At 54.5% G+C, this 26,263-nt stretch carries 21 protein-coding genes and 3 rRNA genes; 12 read left to right on the top strand and 12 right to left on the bottom strand.

The features are described from left to right. Nucleotides 1–86 precede the first annotated feature (86 nt). Nucleotides 87–929, bottom strand: coding sequence for a methylenetetrahydrofolate reductase [NAD(P)H] (metF, locus tag ACWI0H_RS00310; RefSeq protein ID WP_485874531.1), 843 nt, complete (start codon nucleotides 927–929; stop codon nucleotides 87–89). A 142-nt stretch (nucleotides 930–1,071) separates the two neighbouring features. Between metF and ACWI0H_RS00305 the strand changes: the two genes are divergently transcribed. Then, nucleotides 1,072–2,007, top strand: coding sequence for an AEC family transporter (locus tag ACWI0H_RS00305; protein WP_485874530.1), 936 nt, complete (start codon nucleotides 1,072–1,074; stop codon nucleotides 2,005–2,007). A gap of 13 nt (nucleotides 2,008–2,020) precedes the next feature. On the opposite strand, the gene ligB is transcribed toward ACWI0H_RS00305, so the two are convergent. Together ligB and metK are read right to left on the bottom strand one after the other, a co-directional pair. Continuing rightward, nucleotides 2,021–3,697: an NAD-dependent DNA ligase LigB gene (gene ligB, locus ACWI0H_RS00300; protein WP_485874529.1), complete on the bottom strand. Its 1,677-nt coding sequence runs from the start codon at nucleotides 3,695–3,697 to the stop codon at nucleotides 2,021–2,023. A 138-nt stretch (nucleotides 3,698–3,835) separates the two neighbouring features. Then, the gene (gene metK / locus ACWI0H_RS00295; RefSeq protein ID WP_008959646.1) at nucleotides 3,836–5,056 is read right to left on the bottom strand and encodes a methionine adenosyltransferase; all 1,221 of its coding nucleotides are present in this window, start codon (nucleotides 5,054–5,056) and stop codon (nucleotides 3,836–3,838) included. Between the two features lie 253 nt (nucleotides 5,057–5,309). Here metK and tkt point away from each other — a divergent pair, with 253 nt between their 5' ends. The 7 genes from tkt (at nucleotide 5,310) to ACWI0H_RS00260 (ending at nucleotide 12,430) form a co-directional block, all read left to right on the top strand. Beyond that, nucleotides 5,310–7,301, top strand: a complete 1,992-nt coding sequence (gene tkt / locus ACWI0H_RS00290) for a transketolase (protein ID WP_485874528.1) — start codon at nucleotides 5,310–5,312, stop codon at nucleotides 7,299–7,301. A 3-nt stretch (nucleotides 7,302–7,304) separates the two neighbouring features. Beyond that, complete coding sequence (locus ACWI0H_RS00285) at nucleotides 7,305–7,658, top strand: CidA/LrgA family protein (RefSeq protein WP_485874527.1); 354 nt, start codon at nucleotides 7,305–7,307, stop codon at nucleotides 7,656–7,658. Continuing rightward, nucleotides 7,648–8,373 carry an LrgB family protein gene (locus ACWI0H_RS00280; protein ID WP_485874526.1) on the top strand — a complete coding sequence of 242 codons (726 nt, stop codon included), beginning with the start codon at nucleotides 7,648–7,650 and terminating at the stop codon, nucleotides 8,371–8,373. The genes ACWI0H_RS00285 and ACWI0H_RS00280 overlap by 11 nt, the downstream gene beginning before the upstream one ends. 105 nt (nucleotides 8,374–8,478) lie before the next feature. Further along, nucleotides 8,479–9,516 carry a type I glyceraldehyde-3-phosphate dehydrogenase gene (locus tag ACWI0H_RS00275; protein WP_485874525.1) on the top strand — a complete coding sequence of 346 codons (1,038 nt, stop codon included), beginning with the start codon at nucleotides 8,479–8,481 and terminating at the stop codon, nucleotides 9,514–9,516. Between the two features lie 67 nt (nucleotides 9,517–9,583). After that, entirely contained in the window at nucleotides 9,584–10,753 is a 1,170-nt protein-coding gene (locus ACWI0H_RS00270; protein WP_485874524.1) for a phosphoglycerate kinase, read from the top strand. Between the two features lie 96 nt (nucleotides 10,754–10,849). Then, nucleotides 10,850–11,914: a class II fructose-bisphosphate aldolase gene (fba, locus tag ACWI0H_RS00265; RefSeq protein ID WP_485874523.1), complete on the top strand. Its 1,065-nt coding sequence runs from the start codon at nucleotides 10,850–10,852 to the stop codon at nucleotides 11,912–11,914. Nucleotides 11,915–12,154: 240 nt separating this feature from the next. After that, nucleotides 12,155–12,430, top strand: coding sequence for a hypothetical protein (locus ACWI0H_RS00260; protein ID WP_332870631.1), 276 nt, complete (start codon nucleotides 12,155–12,157; stop codon nucleotides 12,428–12,430). Between the two features lie 17 nt (nucleotides 12,431–12,447). Here the strand turns inward: ACWI0H_RS00260 and ACWI0H_RS00255 are convergent, their stop codons facing one another. Next, nucleotides 12,448–12,873, bottom strand: a complete 426-nt coding sequence (locus tag ACWI0H_RS00255) for a hypothetical protein (RefSeq protein WP_485874522.1) — start codon at nucleotides 12,871–12,873, stop codon at nucleotides 12,448–12,450. A 286-nt stretch (nucleotides 12,874–13,159) separates the two neighbouring features. Between ACWI0H_RS00255 and ACWI0H_RS00250 the strand changes: the two genes are divergently transcribed. From ACWI0H_RS00250 to ACWI0H_RS00240, 3 genes are read left to right on the top strand one after another with little or no spacing between them, the layout of a single operon-like run. Continuing rightward, entirely contained in the window at nucleotides 13,160–13,858 is a 699-nt protein-coding gene (locus ACWI0H_RS00250) for an HAD family hydrolase (protein WP_485874521.1), read from the top strand. A 2-nt stretch (nucleotides 13,859–13,860) separates the two neighbouring features. After that, on the top strand, nucleotides 13,861–14,235 hold the full coding sequence (locus tag ACWI0H_RS00245) for a translation initiation factor Sui1 (RefSeq protein WP_485874520.1): 375 nt from the start codon (nucleotides 13,861–13,863) through the stop codon (nucleotides 14,233–14,235). A gap of 58 nt (nucleotides 14,236–14,293) precedes the next feature. Further along, nucleotides 14,294–15,202 carry a nuclease-related domain-containing protein gene (locus ACWI0H_RS00240; RefSeq protein ID WP_485874519.1) on the top strand — a complete coding sequence of 303 codons (909 nt, stop codon included), beginning with the start codon at nucleotides 14,294–14,296 and terminating at the stop codon, nucleotides 15,200–15,202. Between the two features lie 8 nt (nucleotides 15,203–15,210). Here ACWI0H_RS00240 and ACWI0H_RS00235 read toward each other — a convergent pair whose 3' ends face one another. From ACWI0H_RS00235 to ACWI0H_RS00220, 4 genes are all read right to left on the bottom strand, one after another. After that, nucleotides 15,211–16,542: a deoxyguanosinetriphosphate triphosphohydrolase gene (locus ACWI0H_RS00235; RefSeq protein WP_339935558.1), complete on the bottom strand. Its 1,332-nt coding sequence runs from the start codon at nucleotides 16,540–16,542 to the stop codon at nucleotides 15,211–15,213. A 139-nt stretch (nucleotides 16,543–16,681) separates the two neighbouring features. Further along, nucleotides 16,682–16,797 (bottom strand): 5S ribosomal RNA (rrf, locus tag ACWI0H_RS00230). Nucleotides 16,798–16,943: 146 nt separating this feature from the next. Then, nucleotides 16,944–19,844 (bottom strand): 23S ribosomal RNA (locus ACWI0H_RS00225). Between the two features lie 318 nt (nucleotides 19,845–20,162). Further along, nucleotides 20,163–21,695, bottom strand: a 16S ribosomal RNA gene (locus ACWI0H_RS00220). Together the 16S, 23S and 5S rRNA genes form the textbook arrangement of a ribosomal RNA operon. Before the next feature lie 551 nt (nucleotides 21,696–22,246). Here ACWI0H_RS00220 and ACWI0H_RS00215 point away from each other — a divergent pair. Further along, on the top strand, nucleotides 22,247–23,272 hold the full coding sequence (locus ACWI0H_RS00215) for an aspartate carbamoyltransferase (protein WP_485874518.1): 1,026 nt from the start codon (nucleotides 22,247–22,249) through the stop codon (nucleotides 23,270–23,272). Nucleotides 23,273–23,291: 19 nt separating this feature from the next. Here ACWI0H_RS00215 and ruvX read toward each other — a convergent pair whose 3' ends face one another. The 4 genes from ruvX to ACWI0H_RS00195 form a co-directional block, all read right to left on the bottom strand. Continuing rightward, nucleotides 23,292–23,747 (bottom strand): Holliday junction resolvase RuvX, encoded by a 456-nt coding sequence (gene ruvX, locus ACWI0H_RS00210; protein WP_485874517.1) that lies wholly within the window; start codon nucleotides 23,745–23,747, stop codon nucleotides 23,292–23,294. Then, nucleotides 23,747–24,304, bottom strand: a complete 558-nt coding sequence (locus tag ACWI0H_RS00205) for a YqgE/AlgH family protein (RefSeq protein ID WP_485874516.1) — start codon at nucleotides 24,302–24,304, stop codon at nucleotides 23,747–23,749. Before ACWI0H_RS00205 ends, ruvX begins: the two co-directional genes overlap by 1 nt. A 72-nt stretch (nucleotides 24,305–24,376) precedes the next feature. Next, the gene (gene gshB, locus ACWI0H_RS00200; RefSeq protein WP_008959144.1) at nucleotides 24,377–25,333 is read right to left on the bottom strand and encodes a glutathione synthase; all 957 of its coding nucleotides are present in this window, start codon (nucleotides 25,331–25,333) and stop codon (nucleotides 24,377–24,379) included. 77 nt (nucleotides 25,334–25,410) lie between these two features. Then, nucleotides 25,411–26,103, bottom strand: a complete 693-nt coding sequence (locus tag ACWI0H_RS00195) for a CvfB family protein (protein ID WP_485874515.1) — start codon at nucleotides 26,101–26,103, stop codon at nucleotides 25,411–25,413. Between the last annotated feature and the right edge of the window lie 160 nt (nucleotides 26,104–26,263).

Below are 26,263 nucleotides of genomic sequence, written 5' to 3'. Positions count from 1 at the left end.
AACCGCAAAACAGTAAGCGTAAAAAACCCCGCTCAACATTCGTTGGGCGGGGTTTTTAGTGAGCCTAAAGTAAGTCAATAAATGGCTTAATCACTCAGGTTGTCGACGATCTTCAGTACCGGAGCGGCTTGGTTAAGCGTGTAGAAGTGCAGGCCTGGCGCACCACCATCCAGCAACCGTTGGCAAAGACGGCTCACCACATCGGTGCCAAAAGCGGCAATCGCTTCGCTGTCATCACCGTAGGATTCCAACTGCTTGCGAATCCAGCGCGGGATCTCGGCACCACAGGCGTCAGAGAAACGCGCCAGCTTGGTGTAGTTGGTAATCGGCATAATGCCGGGGATAATCGGCTGCTCAACGCCCAGCGCGCGAGCTTTATCGACGAAGTTGAAATAGGCGTCAGCGGTGAAGAAGTACTGGGTGATGGCCATATTGGCCCCCGCCTTCATTTTACGCGCAAAGTTTTCCACATCCTTATCTAGGTTGGGGGCCTGTGGATGAGATTCAGGATAAGCGGCTACGGCGATATCGAAATGATCACCGGTTTCCGCGCGAATAAACTCAACGAGTTCGTTGGCATAACGTAGTTCACCAATGCTCCCCATACCGGAGGGCATGTCACCACGCAGCGCTACCAGGCTATCCACGCCCTCTTCACGGTACTGCGCCAGCAGGTCGCGCAGCTGAGCTTTCTCACTACCAATACAAGAAAGGTGCGGCGCGGTGGTGATGCCACTCTCGCCGACCGCACGCACTACCTCGCGGGTACGCGCCTGCGTCGACCCACCGGCACCATAGGTCACCGAGAAAAAACGCGGTTTGCGGGCGGCCAGCTCATCACGAACGTGGATCAGCTTATCGCGCCCAGCATCAGTATTGGGCGGGAAGAACTCAAAGCTGATACCTAACGGATGCTCGTGGCTGCTCATGGGATTTCCTTTTTAGATCAATAGTGATGATATTTTGGGGTATTCTCGCTGTTCCATTGCGCTGGGGCTAATGAAAGATTTCACGCTCGGCCTTTAATTCGGCTCATGTTCGTCAGTCACCACACATTTTACGGGAGGGTAAATGGATCTTGCACCTGCGGCTCTGGTTGGGCCACTACTAATGTTACTGAGCTATGTGGCGTTAGGCTGGCTCGCCGCCCAACGGCTTAAACTAGATCCTCGCCCGATTGCCACGCTATTGGTTTACCTGATTGCCCCCTTTACCATTTTCCGTGCATTGATGAACGGTGGCCCGACACCTGACTACTTGCTGCTGACATTAGCGCTGTTCATTTTGGCGAGCCTAATGGCGCTGGTGGTGCAACGCGTTACGCGCCACCGCTTTAGTGAACAGGAAGCCGCCCTGCTGGCGTTCTCTTCAGGGACGGGTAATACCGGCTATTTCGGGTTGCCAATCGCGCTGATTCTACTCCCCCCTGAAGGCGTTACTCTTTACCTGTTCTGCATGCTGGGGATCAATATTTATGAATTCACCGTGGGCTTCTATCTCAGCGCTCGTGGGCGCTTCTCGGTACGCGAAAGTTTGATCAAGATTTCTCGCTTACCGCTTATCTACGCATTCTTATTAGCGTTACTGCTTAGCGCCTTTAAGATAACGCTACCCGCTGGGGTAATGAGTTCGCTGGCAGTGTTCCCCGCCACCTATACCCTACTAGGCATGATGATTATTGGTATGACACTCAGTCAGGTAACGCTTTCCGCCTGGGATTCGCGCTTTGTGGCCACTTGCGTGGGCCTGCGCTACCTAATGTGGCCGCTGGCCATGCTACTGGCCGTTTTAACCTTGCAGTGGATGGCGCCTCTTTCCACAGAGCTGGCCCTGGCGCTGTTGCTATTGGGTGTGGTGCCCATGGCCGCTAACGTCGTGGTAGTGGCGATGGAGCTGGGCATTCAGCCACAAAAAGGCGCGTTAGCCGTGCTGGTCACCACACTGCTCGCACCGCTGCTGATTCCGCTTTATCTCGGCTTGATGCTGCGTCTCACCGGCCTGGGGTAGTGAGTGAGTTAACCTAGAACCCTGCAACCCCCGCCTGCTGCAACTGCAGAGCCATGCGCTGCACGCTGGGGTGGCTGAAAAATGCTACCAGCGCCTCAGCACGAACCGGGCCGACGCCTGGAACGGCTTGCCACTCTTCGCGCTGGTAGCCTGCTAAATCATCCCAATCCCCACGAACTGACTCGCTCCCCGGCGGCGCCCCCAGCGCACTCAGCCATGCCGCAAACGGCTTGCTTCGGGCAACCTGAAACTGCTCAGTGAGCGCGGCGGCTGTGAACTCACCAATACCATACGCCAGCTGTAGCTGACGTGGTTCAACGTCCAGCCAGTCCAGTAAATGGGTGACTACGCCCGCGTCCATGAGCGCTTGCCAGGTACCTTCACCAATACCCTGCATGCCAAGCTGCTCGCCAAGGTAGGTGAGCCGCGCCAGCAGTTGTCCCTCGCAACCGGGGGTTAATTCAAAGCAGCTCAGCAGGTTAAAGCGCTGGGGTGAAGGCGGAGTCAACGGCGAGCGCTCCTGGGTATGCCACACCACCTCGCTTAACTGGGGAATCGTTAACCCGCCCAAGAAGATCGCCACTTGGTCGCCGGGGCGAATATCCAGTGACTCCCAGCGTTCCAGTGAACCCAGCGAAACACGGCTGATGCGCCGCCCCTCCAGTTGTACCGGGTTAAGCCACACCAGTGGCGTCACGCGTCCGGTACGCCCTACGCGAAATTCAATGCCGCGTACTTCCGCTAGCGCCTGTTGAGCGGGGTATTTCCAGGCGACAGCCCACTCAGGGGGTGATGACGTCCAGCGCCGTACGCCAGGACGCTCTGCTTGCTTGATTACCACGCCATCGGTGGCAAACGGCAACGGGCCATTGAACCAGCTATCACGCCAGTAGGTGGCATCACGTTGGTCATCTAGCGGCTGGGTATAGCTGGCAGTATCAAAGCCCAGCGCGGTAAGACGCGCTAAACGCTCGCCCATACCAGTAGGCCCGTCGGGCCAATCCCAAACAAACAGACCAATACGTTCAAGGGTGGCCGCCGTAGGAGAGGACTGCGCCATTGCCCCCGCCACGGCGCCCCGCGCACCCGACGCAGGTGATTGTGACTGCACGTGTTGGGTTAGCCGCCAGTACAGTTCGCCTTGTAGCACCGCAGAAATAGGCTCAGGAAGCGTAGTGGGAACAGCGGGTAACTGGCGCACCCGGTTCGTCCAGTCTTGGCCCCGCTCGCCATCGCCACGGCTAACGGCTTCGATCAATTCGCCATCAGCATAGCGCAGCGTAATCGCCACACCGTCTACTTTAGGTTGAATCCATAGGTCTTCGCGGCGGCTGGTAAAGCGCCTGACGCCATCGTCATCGGCTTTAGTAAGCCCACGCTGCGCCGCCGGATGATCGAGAGTGCCGCTGCTTCGGGTAACGCGCGAAAGCGGACGATGGTCAGGTACATTGCCCAAGCAACGCTGCCACGTAGCGAGGCGCTCTACCGCTTGGTCATAGAGGGCATCGTCAATCAGCGCAATACCTTCGTCGTGGTAGGCGGTATCCCAGCGCTGAACCTGCTCGGCCAGTGCCTGGCTCTCGCGAGTTAAGCGCTCTTCAGGCCAATCAGGGCATTCGGCAGCCTGTGCGGAAAAAGTGACAAGCCCGATCAGGCTAGCGAATACCCACACAACGAGACCACTGGCCATCTTGCCCCCTCTTCACACGAATCGTTAGCAAATAGGCTTAGCCTAGCGCAGGGCTTCGAAGCCGCGCATAAAAAAAGCCCCCGGCCGGAGCCAAAGGGGCGATTTCATACATTGCTTACAAACGCGGTAGCGAATGTCTTACAAATTGGCCGCCTTGCGCAGCGCATCGGCTTTATCAATTTTTTCCCACGGAAAGGCGGTAAAGGTTTCGGTATGTTCTTCGCCTTTATCGTCGCTCCAAGTGTAGCTGTGCTCGAACGGCGCACGACCAAAGTGGCCGTAAGCAGCAGTGAGCTGATACATCGGGTGGAGCAGGTCGAGCATTTTGGTGATTGCGTAGGGGCGCAGATCGAAATGCTCGCGAACCAGCGCAACGATCTGCTTATCGTCAATTTTGCCGGTACCAAAGGTATCAATAGAAACCGAGGTGGGTTCGGCCACACCAATGGCGTAAGAAACCTGAATCTCACACTTGTCTGCCAGGCCCGACGCAACAATATTTTTAGCCACATAGCGACCCGCATAGGCGGCACTGCGGTCAACTTTAGAGGGGTCTTTGCCTGAAAATGCACCACCACCGTGACGTGCCATGCCGCCGTAAGTATCGACGATGATCTTACGCCCCGTTAGGCCACAATCGCCTACCGGGCCGCCAATGACGAACTTGCCGGTCGGGTTAATGTGGTACTGGGTGTGCTCATCCAACCATTCAGCGGGGATCACTTGCTCAATGACCTCGCGCTTGATCATTTTACGCAGATCTTCCTGATCGATGTCAGGATCGTGTTGCGTGGAAAGCACGATGGCATCGACACCGCAAGGCTGGCCTTCGGCATTATAGCGGAAGGTGACCTGGCTCTTGGCATCCGGGCGCAGCCACGGCAGTAGGCCATTTTTACGCAGTTCGGCCTGACGCTCGACTAAACGGTGCGAGTAGTGGATCGGCGCGGGCATAAACGAATCAGTTTCGTTGGTCGCGTAGCCAAACATTAAGCCCTGATCGCCTGCGCCCTGATCTTCCGGCTTGGTACGGTCGACGCCTTGGGCAATATCGACACTCTGCTTACCGATCAGGTTAACCACGCCACAAGTCGCGCCATCAAAGCCGACATCAGACGAGTTATAGCCGATGCTGATAATCACATCGCGCACGAGAGTTTCTAAATCAACCCAGGCGGAGGTGGTAATTTCGCCGGCAATGATCGCCACCCCGGTTTTTACCATGGTTTCACAGGCAACACGCGCCTGTTTATCACGGGCGATGATGGCATCTAACACCGCGTCAGAGATCTGATCGGCAATCTTATCGGGATGACCTTCGGAGACGGACTCGGAGGTAAACAGGGAATATTCGCTCATCGCGCACTCGACCCTCTGTATGACGGCTGTCTCTAATCCACAGCATCAGCAGGAAATCATGGCAGGTAACTCCTGCCCGTAAGAGAAGCGGCAGCACCACTTTCTCCACCACTTCGGGGGGCAGAGTCTACACGCTGTCGGCGATGCTTCCCAGAACGCGCTTACCAGAATTTGCCATCATATTTGCCGCAACATGGGAAGTCAGCGACAATAGCGGCTTTATAATTTCTGTTTCCAGGCGAGGAGCACCCCCATGCCATCCCGTTTTGAGCTAGCCAATGCCATTCGCGCGCTTTCCATGGATGCCGTTCAGAAGGCCAAGTCCGGCCACCCTGGTGCGCCCATGGGCATGGCGGATATTGCCGAGGTGCTATGGAATGACTACCTCAAGCACAATCCCGAAGACCCCAAGTGGGCCGATCGTGATCGGTTCGTGCTTTCCAATGGTCACGGCTCCATGCTGCTTTACTCTCTACTGCACCTAAGCGGCTATGAGCTAAGCCTGGAACAACTGCAGAATTTCCGCCAGCTGCACTCGCCCACCGCGGGCCACCCGGAATTCGGCTACGCGCCGGGCATTGAGACCACCACCGGCCCGCTCGGCCAGGGCTTTGCCAATGCGGTAGGCTTTGCGATTGCAGAAAAAACCCTGGCGGCGCAGTTCAATCGCCCTGGCCACAGCATTGTTGATCACCACACCTGGTGTTTCCTGGGTGACGGCTGCTTGATGGAAGGCATCTCCCACGAAGCGGCCTCACTAGCGGGTACCCAGCAGTTGGGTAAATTGATCGCGCTTTATGACGACAACGGCATCTCCATTGATGGCGAAGTCGAAGGCTGGTTTACCGACGATACCGCCAAGCGTTTTGAAGCTTACGGCTGGCACGTGGTACCGAATGTCGATGGTCACAAGCCCGAAGAAGTAAAAGCCGCTATTGAGCTGGCCAAGAGCCACGACGATAAGCCGAGCCTGATTATTTGCAAAACCATCATCGGTTTTGGCGCGCCCAACAAGCAGGGCAAAGAGGAAGCCCACGGTGCGGCATTGGGTGATGACGAAGTCGCCCTGGCCCGCATCCAGCTTGATTGGCCCCACGCTCCGTTCCATATCCCTGAGCCCATCTACTCCGCCTGGGATGCCCGTGCCGCTGGAAAAGCAGCCCAGCAGGCGTGGGATGAGCGCTTTGCTCGCTATGCCGAGGCCTTCCCCAGCGAAGCGCGGGAGTTTAAGCGCCGAATGAAGCGCCAGCTGCCCACCGAACTTGCCACTGAAGCACTGATCGAGCAGGCCCAAGAACGCGGAGAGACCATCGCGTCTCGCAAAGCTTCCTTTGAAGTGTTGAATACGATTGGCCCGCAAATGCCGGAACTGCTGGGTGGCAGTGCCGATTTGGCGCCCTCCAACCTGACCTTCTGGAAAGGCGCTAAGGCGATCACCCCGGAAGACGCCAGCGGTAACTACCTGCACTACGGTGTCCGTGAGTTTGGCATGGGGGCGGTCATGAACGGTATCGCCCTGCATGGTGGCCTAGTGCCCTACGGCGCGACTTTCCTGATCTTCATGGAGTACATGCGTAACTCGATCCGCATGGCGTCGCTGATGGGCCAGCAGGTGATTTACGTGTTCACCCACGACTCCATTGGCCTGGGTGAAGATGGCCCGACCCACCAACCGATTGAGCAACTTACCAACCTGCGTACCACGCCGAATCTCAATACTTGGCGCCCTTGTGATGCAGTGGAAACCGCCGCCTCTTGGGATGCCGCCATCAAGCGCCACTCAGGCCCCACCGCACTAGTACTGTCACGCCAGAACCTGCCCCACCAGCAGCGCACGAAAGCGCAGTTGGCAGCGATCCAAAACGGTGCGTACGTTCTCAAGGACAGCGAAGGAACGCCGGAGTTGATACTGATTGCCACCGGCTCAGAAGTGTCGTTGGCGATGGACGCCGCTGCCGAGCTTGAGCAGCAAGGCAAAGCCGTACGCGTAGTCTCCATGCCCTCGGCTTACCGCTTTAACGGTCAAGACGCTGAGTACCGTGAGAGCGTGCTGCCTAAAGCAGTCACCAAGCGTATCGCTATCGAAGCTGCTCACGCCGACTACTGGTACAAGTATGTAGGTCTGGAAGGCCGCGTGATCGGCATGACCACTTACGGCGAATCCGCCCCGGCGGGCGACCTGTTCAAGCACTTCGGCTTTACCGTCGAAAATGTGGTCAAGCAAGCCAACGAACTACTCGGCTAAGCCATGCCCGCACTCAGTGGCTTTCTATGGTTGATTAGCTACTGGCTGATCGGTGAAGTGGTGATTCGCGTCACCGCTTTGCCGATCTCGTCAGGCGTTATCGGCATGTTGCTGCTGTGCGTTACTCTCGCTATTCGTGGTCGCGTTCCTGGCAGCATTGCTGCTGCCGCCCAGCCGCTAATTGCCCTACTCGCTATGCTGATAATGCCCGGCGTAGTGGGGGTGTTTTTTATTATCGGCGAGCTGGCCGGGCAATGGAGCGCTATTCTTATCGCGCTAGTACTAGGCACATTACTCAGCGTGTTTACTACGCTTTGGCTGCTTAAACGCCTCATCGGACAGTCTCATGTCCGATGATTCATCGCTGCTCGCCCTGTTAACCACCACGCCATTGTTTGCGGTGGGGTTAACGCTTACCGCTTATCTAATTGGTAACGGGCTATTTCAGCGCCTAAAACGTCCCTCTTGGCTGCCCGCCATTTTGATCGCGGCGCTGCTATTGGCAGGGGCATTAGCCCTGATAGGGCTGCCTTACGCTACCTACCAGCAAGGGGCCACTTGGTTAACGGTGCTACTGGGGCCAGCCACGGTGGCGCTAGGCATGCCGCTTTATCAACAGTTACCGCGTATCGTTGAACTATGGCGGCCTTTGGCGATTTGTTTACCCATCGCCGCGGCGCTAGCGGCTTTCTATTCGCTGGCAATTGCCTGGTTACTGGGTAGTTCGGACACGATACTCGCCTCCATTGCGGCCAAATCCGTTACTGCGCCGATTGCGATTGGTATTACCGAGCAGCTTGGAGGCACGGTAGCGCTACTGTTAGGGGCGCTGTTGATCACTGGGGTCATCACGATTCCCTGTGTCAGTCTCGCCGCGCGCTTTTTACATATTGATGACGAACGCCTGATCGGTTTTGCGCTTGGGCTTAACGGTCATGCGATTGGTACCGTTAGAGCGTTTGAACTCAGCCCCACAGCCGGCGCATTTGCCTCGCTGGGAATGAGCCTTACCGGCATTTTCACTGCCGTGTTGCTACCTCTCGCCTGGCGGCTGTTAGGGATGGGTGGCTGACAGGAACCGGCAACTGATAAGAATCGCTGGCAGAAATGCGTTATCATTCCACGGTTTTCGACGTCATTTTCATCATTGATTCACTTTTAAGAGCCGCCCTTCTGCATGGCTAATTCTGCTCCCCGGTATCGCATCGCCATTAACGGTTACGGACGCATTGGCCAATGCGTGCTTCGGGCGCTCGTTGAGCGGCACCACCCGGAAATTGAAGTGGTCGCCATTAACGAGCTCTCTGATCTTGCCACTATCACCTACTTGACCCGCTATGACACTACCCATGGCCGCTTCCCAGGTGAGGTAGATAACGACGGTGAGTGTCTAGTGGTCAACGGCCAACGCATTCAGGTGCTATGCGAACAAGACCCACGCAAGCTGCCCTGGAAGGCGCTTGATGTGGACCTGGTGCTAGAGTGCTCTGGGAGCTTTAAAGATCGCGCCACCGCCGAGCAGCATTTAGAGGCAGGCGCTAAGCGGCTGCTGTTTTCCCAGCCTGCGGAAAATGATGTCGACGCCACCATTGTATGGGGTATTAATGAAGGCGAGCTGGCGCTTTCCCAGCGCATCCTTTCTGCCGCTTCGTGTACCACCAACTGTCTTGTGCCGCTGTTAACCGTTCTGGATGAAGCGCTCGGCCTTGAGCACGGTGTCACCACGACCATTCACTCGGCGATGAACGACCAGCCGGTGATTGATGCGTATCATCAAACCGACTTGCGTCTTACCCGCTCGGCAATGCACTCCATTGTGCCAGTGGATACCGGCTTGGCGCTCGGCATCAGCCGCTTAATGCCTCACCTGGCGGGCCGTTTCGAGTGCCTGCACGTACGCGTTCCTACCATCAATGTTTCTGCGATGGATGTCGCGTTGACGGTTCGCCGTGATACTCACCGGGATGATGTCAATGCGCTGCTGCTGGCCGCCAGTCAGCAGCGCTTAAAGGACGTACTTGGCTATACTGAAGCACCTATGGCGTCGGTTGATTTCAACCACGACCCGCGCTCAGGCATTCTCGATGCCACCCAAACACGGGTGGCCGGTAAGCGCCTTATCAAGCTGTTGTGCTGGTTCGATAATGAGTGGGGGTTCGCTAACCGGATGCTCGATATTAGTCAGCGATTGGCCACACTTTCGGCACAGACATAACCTGTTGGCATTATTGGTTTACTTTTTACTTTCAGCTCAATGGCATAAACACGAGGAAACCGCTCACATGAACGTGAAAAAGATGACTGACCTTCCCCTGGAAGGACAACGCGCGCTGATCCGTGAAGATTTGAATGTGCCCATCAAACATGGCCGCGTCACCAGTGACGCCCGCCTGCGAGCCGCCCTGCCAACCATTCAAGCAGCGGCGAAAGCGGGGGCAAAAGTGATGCTCATGAGCCATTTAGGTCGCCCTACTGAAGGCGAGCCCGCCGAAGAATTCTCACTCGCGCCGGTGGCTGAGCATTTGGGGGAGCTGTTAGGTCGCCCCGTGCCGCTAATCAAAGCGTATCTTGGTGAGACGTTAGAAATCGCCAACGGCGATGTCGTGCTACTAGAGAACGTGCGTTTCAATAGCGGCGAGAAAAAAGATGACGAACAGCTGGCGCAGCAGTACGCCGCGCTGTGCGATATCTTTGTCATGGATGCCTTCGGCACCGCCCACCGAGCACAAGCCTCTACCCATGGTGTGGCGCGCTTTGCCCCCAGCGCCTGCGCGGGCCCGCTGCTTGCCCAAGAATTGGATGCCTTAGAGAAAGCCCTGGCGAATCCGGCACGCCCCATGGCGGCGATTGTGGGTGGCTCAAAAGTCTCTACCAAACTGGACGTGCTTACCGCGCTGGCCGATAAATGCGACCAGCTGATCGTGGGCGGCGGCATCGCCAACACCTTTATCGCCGCTGCGGGCTATAATGTCGGCAAATCACTTCATGAAGCCGATTTGATTGGCCAGGCAAAAGCCCTGATGGAGAAGGTTTCGATTCCGTTACCCACCGATGTCGTGGTGGCCACTGAGTTTTCCGAATCGGCAGAGGCCATCGTCAAACCGGTCGATCAAGTAGCTGACAACGAGATGATTTTAGATATTGGCCCCGATACCGCCGCTCACTTGGCCAGTATGCTTAAAGATGCTGGCACCATTTTGTGGAATGGCCCCGTCGGGGTATTTGAAATCGATCAGTTCGGCAAAGGCACCCAGGTTATCGCCCAGGCTATCGCTGATAGCTCAGGTTTCTCGATTGCGGGCGGTGGTGATACGTTAGCGGCCATTGATAAATATGCTATTGCTGATCGTGTTTCCTATATCTCCACCGGCGGCGGTGCTTTCCTTGAGTATGTCGAAGGCAAGCAGTTGCCCGCCGTAGCAGCGCTCGAAGCTGCCGCCAAACGCGGTTAATATGGGGCGACTTAAACCACCCGTGCAATAAAGCCGCGGTGTTACTAGCCCCATTGTGACAACATGCTTTTTTTAAAACTTAGATAAGGTGATTTAATGGCTCTGATCAGCATGCGCCAAATGCTCGACCATGCCGCCGAATACGGCTACGGCATCCCGGCATTTAACGTTAATAATCTTGAGCAGATGCGCGCCATTATGGAAGCTGCTGATGCCACCGATTCACCGGTAATCGTGCAAGCCTCTGCTGGCGCTCGTAAATATGCTGGCGCCCCATTTCTACGCCACCTGATTTTAGCGGCCGTAGAAGAGTTCCCCCATATCCCGGTGGTCATGCATCAGGATCACGGCACTAGCCCTGCAATTTGCCAGCGCTCTATCCAGCTTGGCTTCTCCTCGGTGATGATGGATGGCTCACTGGGCGAAGATGGCAAAACACCCACCGATTATGACTACAACGTGAACGTTACCCGTCGTGCAGTCGAAATGGCCCACGCCTGTGGTGTTTCCGTTGAAGGTGAACTGGGCTGCCTGGGCAGCCTGGAAACAGGCATGGCCGGTGAAGAAGATGGCATTGGTGCTGAAGGCAAGCTGGATATGGAACAGCTACTGACCGACCCCGAAGAAGCTGCCGAATTCGTCAAAGCGACGCACGTAGACGCGTTGGCCATTGCCATTGGCACCAGCCACGGCGCTTATAAATTCACCAAGCCACCGACCGGGGATACGCTCTCTATCCAGCGCATTAAAGAGATCCATGCGCGGATTCCGGACACCCACCTCGTCATGCACGGCTCTTCATCCGTGCCGCAAGAGTGGTTGGAAGTGATTAATCAGTATGGCGGCCAGATTCCAGAAACGTACGGCGTTCCGGTGGAAGAGATCGTTGAAGGGATTAAGCACGGCGTACGCAAGGTGAATATCGATACCGACCTACGCCTAGCATCTACCGGCGCTGTCCGTCGTTTTCTGGCACAAAATCCTGCCGAATTCGACCCGCGTAAATTCCTTAAAGAGACCGTTACGGCGATGCGTGACCTATGTATTGCGCGCTATGAGGCGTTTGGTACTGCAGGCAACGCTAGCAAGATTAAACCGATCAGTTTAGAAGAGATGTCCCTGCGCTATGAGCGCGGTGAGCTGGCTCCTAAAATCAAGTAAACCTGATACTTCCATTGCTGACTATAAAGACGACCAAATCGGTCGTCTTTTTTTTACCTAATCCACGTTATGCTCGACGAAATACATATTGCATTGCAGCATTGATACGCTAACACTGGTGATGAGTCCACGAGGTTTCGTGTTCAAATAGAGAGGCTAATACTCATGAAAAGCTCCACAATGGCGCCACTGATGCCCACCACTCCGTTAGCGATGTTCGATGTTTGGAAGGCGGGCCTAATGGCGTTTGAACTATGGTCCACTTCTCTGTCGACCATCACTATGCGCAATCACTTATGGCAAACACAGCCTTTCTTCAGTCCTAAAATGATGAAAGAAAATCAAAAAATGGTCACCGAAAAGCTCGAGGCCAGCATGGAAGCTGGCCTCGAAATGCAGAAAGCATTGTTTAACTCTATGAATGGCCAGCTAGCCCCTTGGTGGGTCACCAGCCAGCTCACAATGAAGCCTTATCATCAGCGCAGCAGTGCTAACTCACGCCGTCTAGCTAAATAATGTTTCAGGCACTGACGTTACTCGTTATCGTCAGTGTCTCCATCGCCATCTTCGCTATTTTCTTCTTCGCTGCTATGAATAGCATCATCCGGACTGCCAGTACCGCCTGTGCCAGCCTCTGGGTTTCGCTCTTCACTCTTGCCAGTCTCTAACTCTACGTCATCCTCGCCTGCGCTGGTGGCTACTTCTTCGTTCTTCTCTTCCTCCTCTTCTTCTTCACGCACACGGGTCTGCTCATTAGTATCCTCGGCATCGCTAGATGACGCCACGTCGTCACGTTTTACCGATCCGGCTTTAATACCGTATTCCTTTTCAAGCGCTTCATCATTAAGAGGCTCGTGCTGTTCGCCTTCCGTTTCATGATTATCAGCAAACACATAGCCAGTCGTCGTTAGCAAAGCAGCGCTGAGGGCTAAGGGTAGGATCCAAGGGGTGAATCGCATCGGACGTTCTCCATGTTTTGGTTATGACAGAATAGTGTATCCCTACTATCTCTTCAGCGCAGCTTGGCCGTTTCCAACGCTAGCGCGACAGCGTGTTCTGAAGCTAGATGACAGACAACAGCAGCCACCAAAATGAGCGTAGCCGTTTAAGCTGTCTCAAGAGTCGCGTTCAGGCAAGCAAAAAATAACAAAACAGTGTTCACAAATGGCGTAAAATCCCGTTCAATAGCAGTATAGATGGCTTCAACTAACACTGGCAGCGCTAAAGTCGCTGCAAGGAACCGTAATGCCGCTCCCACTTTTGCTGTTTGACTGTGATGGCACCCTCGTCGATAGCGAACCGCTACTGGCCGAAGAGATGGCCGCCGGGCTTAATTCAGTAGGGCTGCCGTTTGCTACTACCGATTACCTCGGTGAATTTCGTGGAGCGCGCTTTCGGCGTATCGTTGCTGAACTTCAACAGCGCTATGGTGATGTTGATCCTGATCGGCTTGAGCGCATGGAAATCACTATGCGAGCCAATCTAGCGACTCGGCTTGCCCAGGAGTTGACGACCATACCAGGTGCCCGTGAAGCGCTGGATATACTGAATTCTTATCCGAGTGCGGTTGTTTCTAATGGGCCTGAAAGTAAAATTCTTACGGCGCTAGAAGCCACAGGACTTAGCCATTATTTTGGAAACCGCTTTTTCAGTGGCTATACCGCCAATTGCTGGAAGCCTGAACCCTGTTTACATTTACACGCAGCCAGTATCATGGGCTATGCAGCGCGTGACTGTATCGCAATAGACGATGCATTAGTCGGTGTTCGCGCAGCACTGCAAGCGGGGATGACGGTGATTCATTTAAATCGTTTCCCGGATGCCGAAGAAACGCCTGAAAATGCCATTATGATCAGCAATATGTATCAGTTACCCGCCGTAGTGGAGCGTCTCACGCGTGAATATTGGCAGACCCCCGTGCCCCAACACTCTATCGGAGGATAATAATGGCCTCTTTACGTGACCAATTGGGTGGGCTGGTTTACTCCACCGAACATGGTAAAACCTGCCCCACCTGTCGGGAAGCACTTGAAGCCTGTCACTGTGATGATGTAAGCGAACAACAGCGCTTAGCCGAGCTAGATGGCATAGTGCGCATTCGACGCGAAACCAGCGGCCGTAAAGGCAAAGGGGTTACCACGGTTAGCGGCATCCCTTTGTCTGGTGAGGAACTTAAAACGTTAGCAAAAACGCTTAAAAAACGTTGCGGGACGGGCGGAGCCGTTAAAGACGGTATTATTGAAATACAAGGCGACCATCGTGATGTTCTGCGCCAGGAGCTCAGTGCACTCGGCTATCAGGTTAAACTCGCAGGGGGTTAAAGCCTCTACACCACCAAGACTTACCGTTAAGTAAGTCGCTATAGGGCAAGGCACTGCAATGGCTTGGCTGGAATACTTGCTACCCCTCATTTTTTTATTCCCCATGGCGGCAATGGCCAGTATTGTCCTGGCGCTGCGCAACCTACACGATGCGCGCGTCCATTCGCCCTTCAAGGCTCCCCTTCATGAACCGGGCCAGGCGCTGCGCTATCGCCTTGACCAAGCTTTTTCCAGCCTATTTCTAAACGGGGCGTTAGGCCCCATCATTAGCTTAGCCCCTCTGGTGTATGGCATGGGCCGCATGCTTTTTGTGGACCAACAAGATTGGGTCGAATGGGCTTTATATGGGCTACTCAGCACGCTGCTAGTACTGACGTTTTCACTGCTGCTGGTGCGTGATTATCAACGTATTCGGCGACTAAAATTAGGCCTCGCTTGCGAGCTTGCCGTTGGCCAAGAGCTTGAGCGTTTAGTCCGCCCTGAGGCCCACCCCTACTACGTATTTCATGATGTCCCCACCGATAGCTTCACGATTGATCACGTGGTGGTAACTCCTCACGGTGTTTTTGTGGTGGAAACAAGGGCAAGAACGCTCGCTATTGGTACTGATGGCAACGAACTCAACACAGTGGCGGTAGAGCGTGAGCGGCTACGCTTTCCACATTGGCAAGAGCGCCGGCCACTGCATAAAACGCGCCAAGGCGTTAGCTGGCTCAGTCAATGGTTAGAGCGCCGCTGCGGTATGCCGGTACCGGTTAAAGGAGTATTAGTGCTGCCCGGCTGGGAGATTGATACCAGCGAGGCCTCGCCGGATATCTTAGTGGTGAGTGGCGAGCAACTTGCCCAACAGCTCACCGAGATAACGCCGGGACAGATGAGCGATGCCATTCACGATAAAGTTATCCATATCTTGCTGGAGCGGGCACGGCTGATGGAACTCAAACATCTCCGCCAGCCGTCCGTATAATGTGCGGCTTAGTCGCCGCGTAACCGCCCGCCCATCTCTTGGGCAAGATCGACTGCATAGTGGTCCGTCATCCCACCGATAAAGTCCAGCATTCGGCGGTAGCTATCATAAAGCGGCCAAGAAGGCAGCGGCGTGTTTTCGCCAATCAGGGCCAACACACGCTGATGTTTAAACGATGAATGCCCGGTGTGATGTAGCTCGTGGGCAGCACCAATAAAAGCTTCCAAGAGAATACCTAGCGTCGTATAGGCACCAATCTCTAATTTCGCTTTACGCTCGTTTTGGAAAATACGCTCTCGGGCAAGCTGCTTCGCCGCCTGAACACCCCATCCAAGGTCGGGGTGACACAGCTCTAATAGGTCATCACTGAGGGTGCCGCTTAGCAGGGCCTGCTCATGCTGTACAAACACCGCGCCGACATCATTGACGGCACGTTCCATAGCAGCACCACGGAGTAACGCGATACGCCGCCGCTGGGAGACATTACGGGCTTGCATATCGGCATATTCAGGCGGGAACTCTCCGGCAATTTGACGCAGTATTTCGACGACTTCTTCATAGCGCAGAATACCCATTTCTAAACCATCTTCCAGGTCTAACAGGGCGTAACAAATATCATCGGCGGCTTCGACAAGCCAAGCCAACGGGTGGCGGCACCAGCGCTGCTCGCCTTGCGGCAACAAACCTACCGCTTCAGCCACTTCTTTGAGCAACACCTGCTCTGACTGGTAAGCGCCGAATTTGCCCGCGCGTCCGCTGTAACGAACCGTCCAAGGGTATTTAAGCAGTGCACCCAGGGTGGCTGCTGATAGCCGCATACCACCATTAAACTGGTTATATTCGATCTGGGTAATCACCCGAAAGCCCTGAGCATTGCCTTCATAGGTCAACAGATCCTCGCGCTCTGCGTCTGAAAGGCCTTCTAATAGCCCACTGCTTTGAGCACGCTGAAACCAATCGCGGATAGCATACTCACCGGCATGACCAAAGGGGGGGTTCCCGATGTCATGGCCCAGGCACGCCGTTTGCACAATGACCCCAAGATCAGCGGGCGTTATCCATTCTGGCAAGCGATCACGCAGTAATTCTCCGACAATCATACCCAGAGAACGGCCGACACAGCCAACTTCTAACGAGTGAGTTAGGCGAGTATGGATATGATCGTTTTCTGTTAGTGGATGCACCTGTGTCTTGCGACCAAGACGCCTGAACGAGCCTGAGAAAACAATCCGGTCATGGTCTTTATGAAACGGGCTACGACCGATTTCACGAGTACTTGTCGAGCGTTGGTCGTGAAGACGACGTGGGGAAAGTAGCTGTTCCCAGCGCATCTGAGTCATGGGCAATCCTCCTGGAGGAGTGCATTCTGACATAAAACGCCAGAAAACCGCACGTTAGTATGAATAGGAAGAGTGAGATATTTTTCTTCCACACACACAAAAAACCCAGCCGGGTGGCTGGGTTTTCTGCGGTATAAGTGCCTGACGATGACCTACTCTCGCATGGGGAGACCCCACACTACCATCGGCGCTAAGCGGTTTCACTGCTGAGTTCGGCAAGGGATCAGGTGGTTCACGCGTGCTATGGTCGTCAGGCGTAACTGGCTATATATCATGCTGACTGTTTTAACTAAACTGTGATCGTCTCATTGCCAAGCCCTGTGTCTTAACCACTTGGCTTAGCATGCATATCCGGCTTTTAATGGTGCGTCATCATTACGACCAGACCCCTTGGGTGTTATAGGGTCAAGCCTCACGGGCCATTAGTACACGTTAGCTCAACGCCTTGCAGCGCTTCCACACCGTGCCTATCCACCAGCTGGTCTCGCTGGGCCCTTCAGGAGGCTCTAGGCCTCAGGGATGTCTCATCTTGAAGGGGGCTTCCCGCTTAGATGCTTTCAGCGGTTATCCCGTCCGACCATAGCTACCCGGCAATGCCACTGGCGTGACAACCGGAACACCAGAGGGTCGTCCACTCCGGTCCTCTCGTACTAGGAGCAGCCCTTCTCAAACATCCAACGCCCACGGCAGATAGGGACCGAACTGTCTCACGACGTTCTAAACCCAGCTCGCGTACCACTTTAAATGGCGAACAGCCATACCCTTGGGACCGACTTCAGCCCCAGGATGTGATGAGCCGACATCGAGGTGCCAAACACCGCCGTCGATGTGAACTCTTGGGCGGTATCAGCCTGTTATCCCCGGAGTACCTTTTATCCGTTGAGCGATGGCCCTTCCATACAGAACCACCGGATCACTAGAACCTGCTTTCGCACCTGCTCGACGTGTCTGTCTCGCAGTCAAGCACCCTTATGCTCTTGCACTCAATGCACGATGTCCGACCGTGCTGAGGGTACCTTCGTGCTCCTCCGTTACTCTTTAGGAGGAGACCGCCCCAGTCAAACTACCCACCACACACTGTCCTCGATCCGGATAACGGACCTGAGTGAGAACGCCAATGATGCCAGGCTGGTATTTCAAGGTTGGCTCCCTCCGAACTGGCGTCCAGAGTTCAAAGCCTCCCAGCTATCCTACACAGGCAACATCAGCGTCCAGTGTGAAGCTATAGTAAAGGTTCACGGGGTCTTTCCGTCTAGCCGCGGGTACACCGCATCTTCACGGCGATTTCAATTTCACTGAGTCTCGGGTGGAGACAGCGTGGCCATCATTACGCCATTCGTGCAGGTCGGAACTTACCCGACAAGGAATTTCGCTACCTTAGGACCGTTATAGTTACGGCCGCCGTTTACCGGGGCTTCAATCAAGAGCTTCGCCTTGCGGCTAACACCATCATTTAACCTTCCGGCACCGGGCAGGCGTCACACCCTATACGTCCGCTTGCGCGTTAGCAGAGTGCTGTGTTTTTAATAAACAGTTGCAGCCACCTGGTATCTTCGACCGGTTCGGGCTTAGAGAGCAAGTCTCTTCACCCTACGCCGGCGTGCCTTCTCCCGAAGTTACGGCACCATTTTGCCTAGTTCCTTCACCCGAGTTCTCTCAAGCGCCTTGGGATTCTCACCCTGACCACCTGTGTCGGTTTGGGGTACGGTCGCACATGATCTGAAGCTTAGAGGCTTTTCCTGGAAGCGTGGCATCAGTGACTTCCTGACCGTGGTCAGTTCGTTTCGTGTCTCGGCATTCTCTTTGAAAGAGCGGTCCGGATTTACCTAAACCGCTTGCCTACTCACTTTCACCAGGACTACCAACGCCTGGCTCACCTAGCCTTCTTCGTCCCCCCATCGCAACCATGTCCGGTACGGGAATATTGACCCGTTTCCCATCGACTACGCCTTTCGGCCTCGCCTTAGGGGCCGACTCACTCTGCTCCGATTAGCGTCGAACAGAAACCCTTGGTCTTCCGGCGAGGGAGTTTTTCACTCCCTTTATCGTTACTCATGTCAGCATTCGCACTCGTGATACCTCCAGCGAACTTCTCAATTCACCTTCATTGGCTTACACGACGCTCCTCTACCGCTCATTCCTAAGAATGAACCCGTAGCTTCGGTACCTGGTTTAGCCCCGTTACATCTTCCGCGCAGGCCGACTCGACTAGTGAGCTATTACGCTTTCTTTAAAGGATGGCTGCTTCTAAGCCAACCTCCTAGCTGTCTGAGCCTTCCCACATCGTTTCCCACTTAACCAGGATTTCGGGACCTTAGCTGACGGTCTGGGTTGTTTCCCTTTTCACGACGGACGTTAGCACCCGCCGTGTGTCTCCCACGCGTTACTCACCGGTATTCGGAGTTTGCCTCGGGTTGGTAAGTCGGGATGACCCCCTAGCCGAAACAGTGCTCTACCCCCGGCGGTACTACGTGAGGCGCTACCTAAATAGCTTTCGAGGAGAACCAGCTATCTCCGAGCTTGATTAGCCTTTCACTCCGATCCACAAGTCATCCAAATCTTTTTCAACAGATCCTGGTTCGGGCCTCCAGTTGATGTTACTCAACCTTCACCCTGCTCATGGATAGATCGCTCGGTTTCGGGTCTATATCCAGCGACTGTGTCGCCCAGTTAAGACTCGGTTTCCCTACGGCTCCCCTATACGGTTAACCTCGCCACTGAATATAAGTCGCTGACCCATTATACAAAAGGTACGCAGTCACAGAACAAGTCTGCTCCTACTGCTTGTACGCACACGGTTTCAGGATCTATTTCACTCCCCTCTCCGGGGTTCTTTTCGCCTTTCCCTCACGGTACTGGTTCACTATCGGTCAGCCAGGAGTATTTAGCCTTGGAGGATGGTCCCCCCGTCTTCAGTCAAGGTTTCTCGTGCCCCGACCTACTCGATTTCACATGATCAGATTTTCGACTACGGGGCTATCACCCGCTACGGCCGCGCTTCCCAACGCATTCGCCTAATCAGTCACATGCTTAAGGGCTGGTCCCCGTTCGCTCGCCGCTACTAGGGGAATCTCGGTTGATTTCTTTTCCTCAGGGTACTTAGATGTTTCAGTTCCCCTGGTTCGCCTCGTACACCTATGTATTCAGTGTACGATACCGACCTTATGGTCGGTGGGTTTCCCCATTCAGAAATGCCCGGGTCACAGGTTGTTGCCACCTCACCGAGCCTTATCGCAGGCTACCACGTCTTTCATCGCCTCTGGCTGCCTAGGCATCCACCGTGTGCGCTTCATTGCTTGACCCTATAACCCCAAGGAGTCTGGACTCGCAATGATCACGTTTCATTTTGCCGGATACGCTTGAGACGTATCACAATTTAAGACCATACCTTGCGGTATGTTCTTGTCAGCATGATATACATTGTTAAAGAGCGACTGCTATAAGCAGTGATAAGCGTTCTTTCGGCTTAAAAAGAAGAAAAAGACCTTTAAAGATTTACAAAACCTTAAAAGCTATTTTTTCTTTTTAACGTGAAAAAACAGAGCACTTATCACTGCGTATCAGCAGCTATCTGATCAGGTAATTCATTGTGGACGCTTACCGACGCGTGACGCATCGTTTAAGGAGGTGATCCAGCCGCAGGTTCCCCTACGGCTACCTTGTTACGACTTCACCCCAGTCATGAACCACACCGTGGTGATCGCCCTCTTGCGTTAGGCTAACCACTTCTGGTGCAGTCCACTCCCATGGTGTGACGGGCGGTGTGTACAAGGCCCGGGAACGTATTCACCGTGACATTCTGATTCACGATTACTAGCGATTCCGACTTCACGGAGTCGAGTTGCAGACTCCGATCCGGACTGAGACCGGCTTTAAGGGATTCGCTGACTCTCGCGAGCTCGCCGCCCTTTGTACCGGCCATTGTAGCACGTGTGTAGCCCTACCCGTAAGGGCCATGATGACTTGACGTCGTCCCCACCTTCCTCCGGTTTGTCACCGGCAGTCTCCTTAGAGTTCCCACCATTACGTGCTGGCAAATAAGGACAAGGGTTGCGCTCGTTACGGGACTTAACCCAACATTTCACAACACGAGCTGACGACAGCCATGCAGCACCTGTCTCTGCGTTCCCGAAGGCACCCCGGAATCTCTTCCGGGTTCGCAGGATGTCAAGGGTAGGTAAGGTTCTTCGCGTTGCATCGAATTAAACCACATGCTCCACCGCTTGTGCGGGCCCCCGTCAATTCATTTGAGTTTTAACCTTGCGGCCGTACTCCCCAGGCGGTCGACTTATCGCGTTAACTTCGCCACAAAGTGCGCTAGGCACCCAACGGCTGGTCGACATCGTTTACGGCGTGGACTACCAGGGTATCTAATCCTGTTTGCTACCCACGCTTTCGCACCTCAGTGTCAGTGTCAGTCCAGAAGGCCGCCTTCGCCACTGGTATTCCTCCCGATCTCTACGCATTTCACCGCTACACCGGGAATTCTACCTTCCTCTCCTGCACTCTAGCCTGACAGTTCCGGATGCCGTTCCCAGGTTGAGCCCGGGGCTTTCACAACCGGCTTATCAAGCCACCTACGCGCGCTTTACGCCCAGTAATTCCGATTAACGCTTGCACCCTCCGTATTACCGCGGCTGCTGGCACGGAGTTAGCCGGTGCTTCTTCTGCGAGTGATGTCTTTCCTACCGGGTATTAACCGACAGGCGTTCTTCCTCGCTGAAAGTGCTTTACAACCCGAGGGCCTTCTTCACACACGCGGCATGGCTGGATCAGGGTTGCCCCCATTGTCCAATATTCCCCACTGCTGCCTCCCGTAGGAGTTCGGGCCGTGTCTCAGTCCCGATGTGGCTGATCATCCTCTCAGACCAGCTACGGATCGTCGCCTTGGTGAGCCGTTACCTCACCAACTAGCTAATCCGACATAGGCTCATCCAATAGCGGGAGCCGGAGCCCCCTTTCTCCCGTAGGACGTATGCGGTATTAGCCTGGGTTTCCCCAGGTTATCCCCCACTATCGGGCAGATTCCTATGCATTACTCACCCGTCCGCCGCTCGTCAGCATCTAGCAAGCTAGATCTGTTACCGCTCGACTTGCATGTGTTAGGCCTGCCGCCAGCGTTCAATCTGAGCCATGATCAAACTCTTCAGTTTACAATCATTGTGATTCTTACTCGCTTACCCAAGGACTAGCCGAAGGCAGCAAAAGCGAATCAAACTTGGCTCAAGGTTCAAACGAATTCATTTCAATTTACATTGTCATGACCGCTTGCCTTGATATTTGGTGATTTGTCACCAACGTCAGCAAGCGCCCACATGAATTACCTGATCAAATTGTTAAAGAGCGTTTTCGCTGTCATGGTTACTGTGAAAGTAACCGGCTTGCCGTTGACTTGGCTTGCCTCAGCGAGGAAGGCGTATTCTACGCATTTCCTGGTGGTTGTCAACCGCTGTATTTAGCGGATGAAGCGAGCGATAAAACTTGCGCTAACTTCCTGACAAACCAAGGCTTTTACACCTTATTCACCGCTGGTAACGCTTGGCGTCCCCGGCAGCGGATGCGTACTTTACGGTTTCGCGGACGCGTTGGCAAGGGCTTTTGTAGAAAAATTACAGATTAGCCGCTCCTAGTGGATTAAACCCCTTCGGCGCCAACCTCGTTGGCGGTTACACTAGCCTCATCTACCACATTGCTGAGGTCCGCCATGAGCCACCACCTGCTAACTGTCGACTCATTAAACCGTGAAAGCGTTGATCATTTACTGCGTGTTGCTGCGCGCATGGAGCCAATCGCTCAACGACGCCAAGTGACGCGCGTGTTGGAAGGGGCGGTACTCGGCAATCTATTTTTTGAAGCCAGCACAAGAACACGGGTCAGCTTTAATGCAGCCTTTTGCCGCTTGGGCGGCAGCGTGTGCGATACCACTGGCTTTACCTTCTCCTCTATGGCGAAGGGCGAGTCACTCTACGACACCAGCCGGGTAATGAGTGGCTACTGTGACGCCATTGTGATGCGCCACCCCGATCAGGGTTCAGTGGCTGAATTTGCTGCAGCTACTAATGTACCAGTGATTAATGGCGGCGACGGCCCTGGCGAGCACCCCAGCCAAGCGCTGCTTGACCTTTATACGATTGATAAAGAGTTTCAGCGCTTGGGTAAATCGCTGACCGATGCCCATATCTTACTCACTGGGGATTTGAAATACGGTCGCACCGTCCATTCACTGATCAAGCTCTTATCACTTTATGATCCGCTGCGCATTACGCTGGTATCACCGCCAGGTCTTGAAATGCCCTCAAAACTGATTGATCTAGTGGCATCGCGCGGCCATCGCATTGAGCAGCGCGACTCATTAGCCAACGACTTTGCAGATTTAGATGTGGTGTACACAACGCGTATTCAGAAAGAGCGCTTTACCGACGAGTTGAATGAGAGTTTTCAGGGGCTTTCCGACGACTTTATGGTCAACCGCGATTTTCTGGACCAGCGCTGCAGCCAAAGCACAATAGTGATGCACCCGTTGCCTAGGGACAGCCGCCCCGGTGCGAATGATTTAAACGTGGATCTGAACGGCGACCCGCGTCTGGCGATTTTCCGCCAAACCGATAACGGCATTCCCATGCGGATGGCAATTTTCGCAACGTTACTAAAGGTCGACGAACTAATTGAGCAGGAGTTACGGCCGGTGCGCTGGTACGTGCCAACTCAAACAGGCACGCTAGATCGCTAAAAGAAGGGCTTCATAGGCGTTACAGTGAAAGACGCCCACCTGGCAAACCTTCCTGGTGGGCAAACCAGCCTTCAAGAATAAGAATAGCCGCAATGCCATCGACACTATCTTGCCGATAGTTGCCTTTATGCCCCGCCTCACGGGCGATCATTTTCGCCTCCCGCGTGGTACCACGCTCATCGACCATTTCACACGGCTTGCCGTAGCGGCCATGCAGACGATTGCCGAATTTGCGGGCGCGAGTGCTCATCTCTGATTCGCTACCATCCATATTCAGCGGTAACCCCACCACCAACAGATCCGGCTGCCACTCGTTAAGTAGCCGTGACACGACATTCCAATCGGGAATCCCATCCCGTGCCGTCAGCGGAGTGAGCTCGCGCGCACTGCGCAGTAACTCGTTGCCCACCGCCACACCGATACGCCGAGTGCCGTAGTCAAAGGCCAAGATTAAGCGCTGCCCCGCTTCAGCCATCAGGCGTGCCCCGCGTCTCGGGTCATTAGGTTAAGATCGATACCCAGTAAACCAGCCGCCGCAGTTAAGCGCTCAACGGGTGGGGTGTTGAAGAGCACGCTGCTCTCGGCTTCTACCGTTAGCCAACTGTTCTCCTTTAGCTCTTCTTCCAACTGCCCTACTTCCCAGCCTGCGCAGCCTAAGCAAACTAAAAAGTGCTCGGGCCCCTCGCCAGCAGCAAAGGCCTGAAGAATATCCAACGAGGTAGTCAGCGCGATGCCATCCTCCACCTGGATACTCGAGTCCCATTGCTGGCTATCCCCGACATGCAGAATGAAGCCACGATCTTTGTGCATCGGCCCGCCGTAATAGACTGGTGCATTGCGGTGCGGGCTTGCCTCACCACCCAGTTCCAGTTGATCAAACAGGGCTTCAAGGGTGATCTCTAACGGACGGTTAGTAATCACCCCCATGCAGCCGTTGCTATCGTGATCGCAAAGATAGATCAGACTACCGGCAAAATTAGGATCTTCTAAATGTGGCATGGCCATTAAAAAGTGATGTTTCAAACTTTGCATGCGTCTCCCACTGCCTGTTGGTACTCCAACAGGCATAACGTAATAAGTGTCATTATAAGAGTGAAGCCGCGCTTAGGCTAAGCGGCGCTCAATGGCATCCAGCAGCAAACCGGCGATATTCGTTCCCCGCTGGTCATCTATTTCACGTACGCAGGTGGGGCTGGTGACGTTGATTTCAGTAATATAGTCACCGATCACATCGAGACCAACGAACATTAAGCCCTTGTCACGAATCATTGGCTGCACCTGTTGAATAAGCCAATGGTCACGTTCGGTGAGTTCACGACTGACGCCCCGCCCACCAGCAGCCAAGTTGCCACGGGTTTCGCCCGCTGACGGAATACGTGCCAGGCCAAAGGGTACGGGTTCACCATCGACCAAGAGAATGCGCGTATCGCCATCCTTAATTTCGGGAAGATAACGCTGCGCCATGATTTGGCGTTGGCCGCGAAAGGTAAGCTGCTCAATCACTGCGCCGATATTGCGACCATCTGGGCCAATATGAAAAATGCCGGTACCGCCCATGCCATCCAGTGGTTTGAAGATCACGTCGCCGTGCTCGGCGTGGAAGGCGCGCAGAACGTCATCGCGGCTTGCGACTATCGTGGGTGCACAGCACTGAGGGAACTGCTGGGCAAACAGCTTTTCATTACACTGCAGCAGCGCCGCCGTTGGGTTAACCACCAGCACCCCTTCACGTTCGGCAAAGCCCAAAAGATGTACGGCGTTAGTAAAATCAGCATCGACGGGCGGGTCTTTACGCATCAACACTACGTCCAGCTCAACCAATGGGCGCGCAGAAGGTTCGCCCAAATCGTACCAGTGGTTGGGATCACGGTGCACCGTTAACGGCCGCATACGCGCGTAGGCTTGCCCCGCATTCAAGAAAAGATCTTCCTGCTCCATATAGTGCAGGGTATAGCCTCGTTCCTGGGCGGCCCATAGCATGGCCATGGTGGTGTCTTTCTTGTAAGCGATGTCGCTGATGGGATCCATCACAACGCCGAGATGCAGATTTGATTGGCTCATCGGGGGCACTATCCAAACATGAACAATAGAGGCCCAGTATGCCGCACTGCCCGCTAGGCTCCAACTGCCCCAGCTAACTACTCACTCAGCGCGCCGGGCACTAAGCGAATAGCGTCAGGCTCGAGGGTGATCAACTGCTGCTTGTAAAGCCGCCCAATGGCCTGTTTATAGGCACTTTTACTCACGCCTAAGCGTGCTTTAACTTCATGGGCGGGGCTTTTATCCCCCAGCGCCAAATAGCCGCCACTTTCACGCAATGCCTGCATTATCTTATCGCCCACCACATCGAGCCGGGCAGCACCTGGCGGTAGTAGCGAGATATTTAGGCGGCCATCTTCACGACGCTGCTTCACATAACCTTTAACTGATTGGCCACGGCGCAAGGGTTGAGTGACATCGTCTTGGTAAATAAGCCCCCAGTAGCGGTGATTTACCACGACCTTCATACCCAGATCTGTACGCTCCGCCACCACGACGGCGACCTCATCGCCTTTTTCCAATGCCCAGGCATCATCGGTCAAAAAACGATCCAGTTTCATCGTAGCAACAGGCCGCCCCTGGTCGTCGCTATACAGCATTACCAGCACGCGCTTGCCGGGATCAGGGCGAAAATGTTGCTCGCTAAAGGGCAGCAACACATCTTTTGGCTGCCCCCACTGCAAAAATGCGCCAATGTTATTGACGGCCGTGACCGTTAGATACGCCACTTCGCCCAACTGGGCAGATGCATCGCTGGCGGATCGGGGGGATGAGTGTGACTCACGGGCCATGGGGAACGTCCTTCAAGAAATATAGAACAACATTATGGTGTCTGGCACACACAGGGCAAAGCGAGTTGTCGATTTTTTAGTGGTCGAAAACGCTTGTGGCACCTGAAAAGCAACCACCTCACAACCTGCTACTATCAAAACACTAGACGAAATTAGGCGT

It is taken from the genome of Halomonas sp. NYA30 (assembly GCF_976980765.1).
The sequence above is the reverse complement of the archived record's forward strand: the minus strand, read 5'-3'. Positions and strand labels throughout refer to the sequence as shown.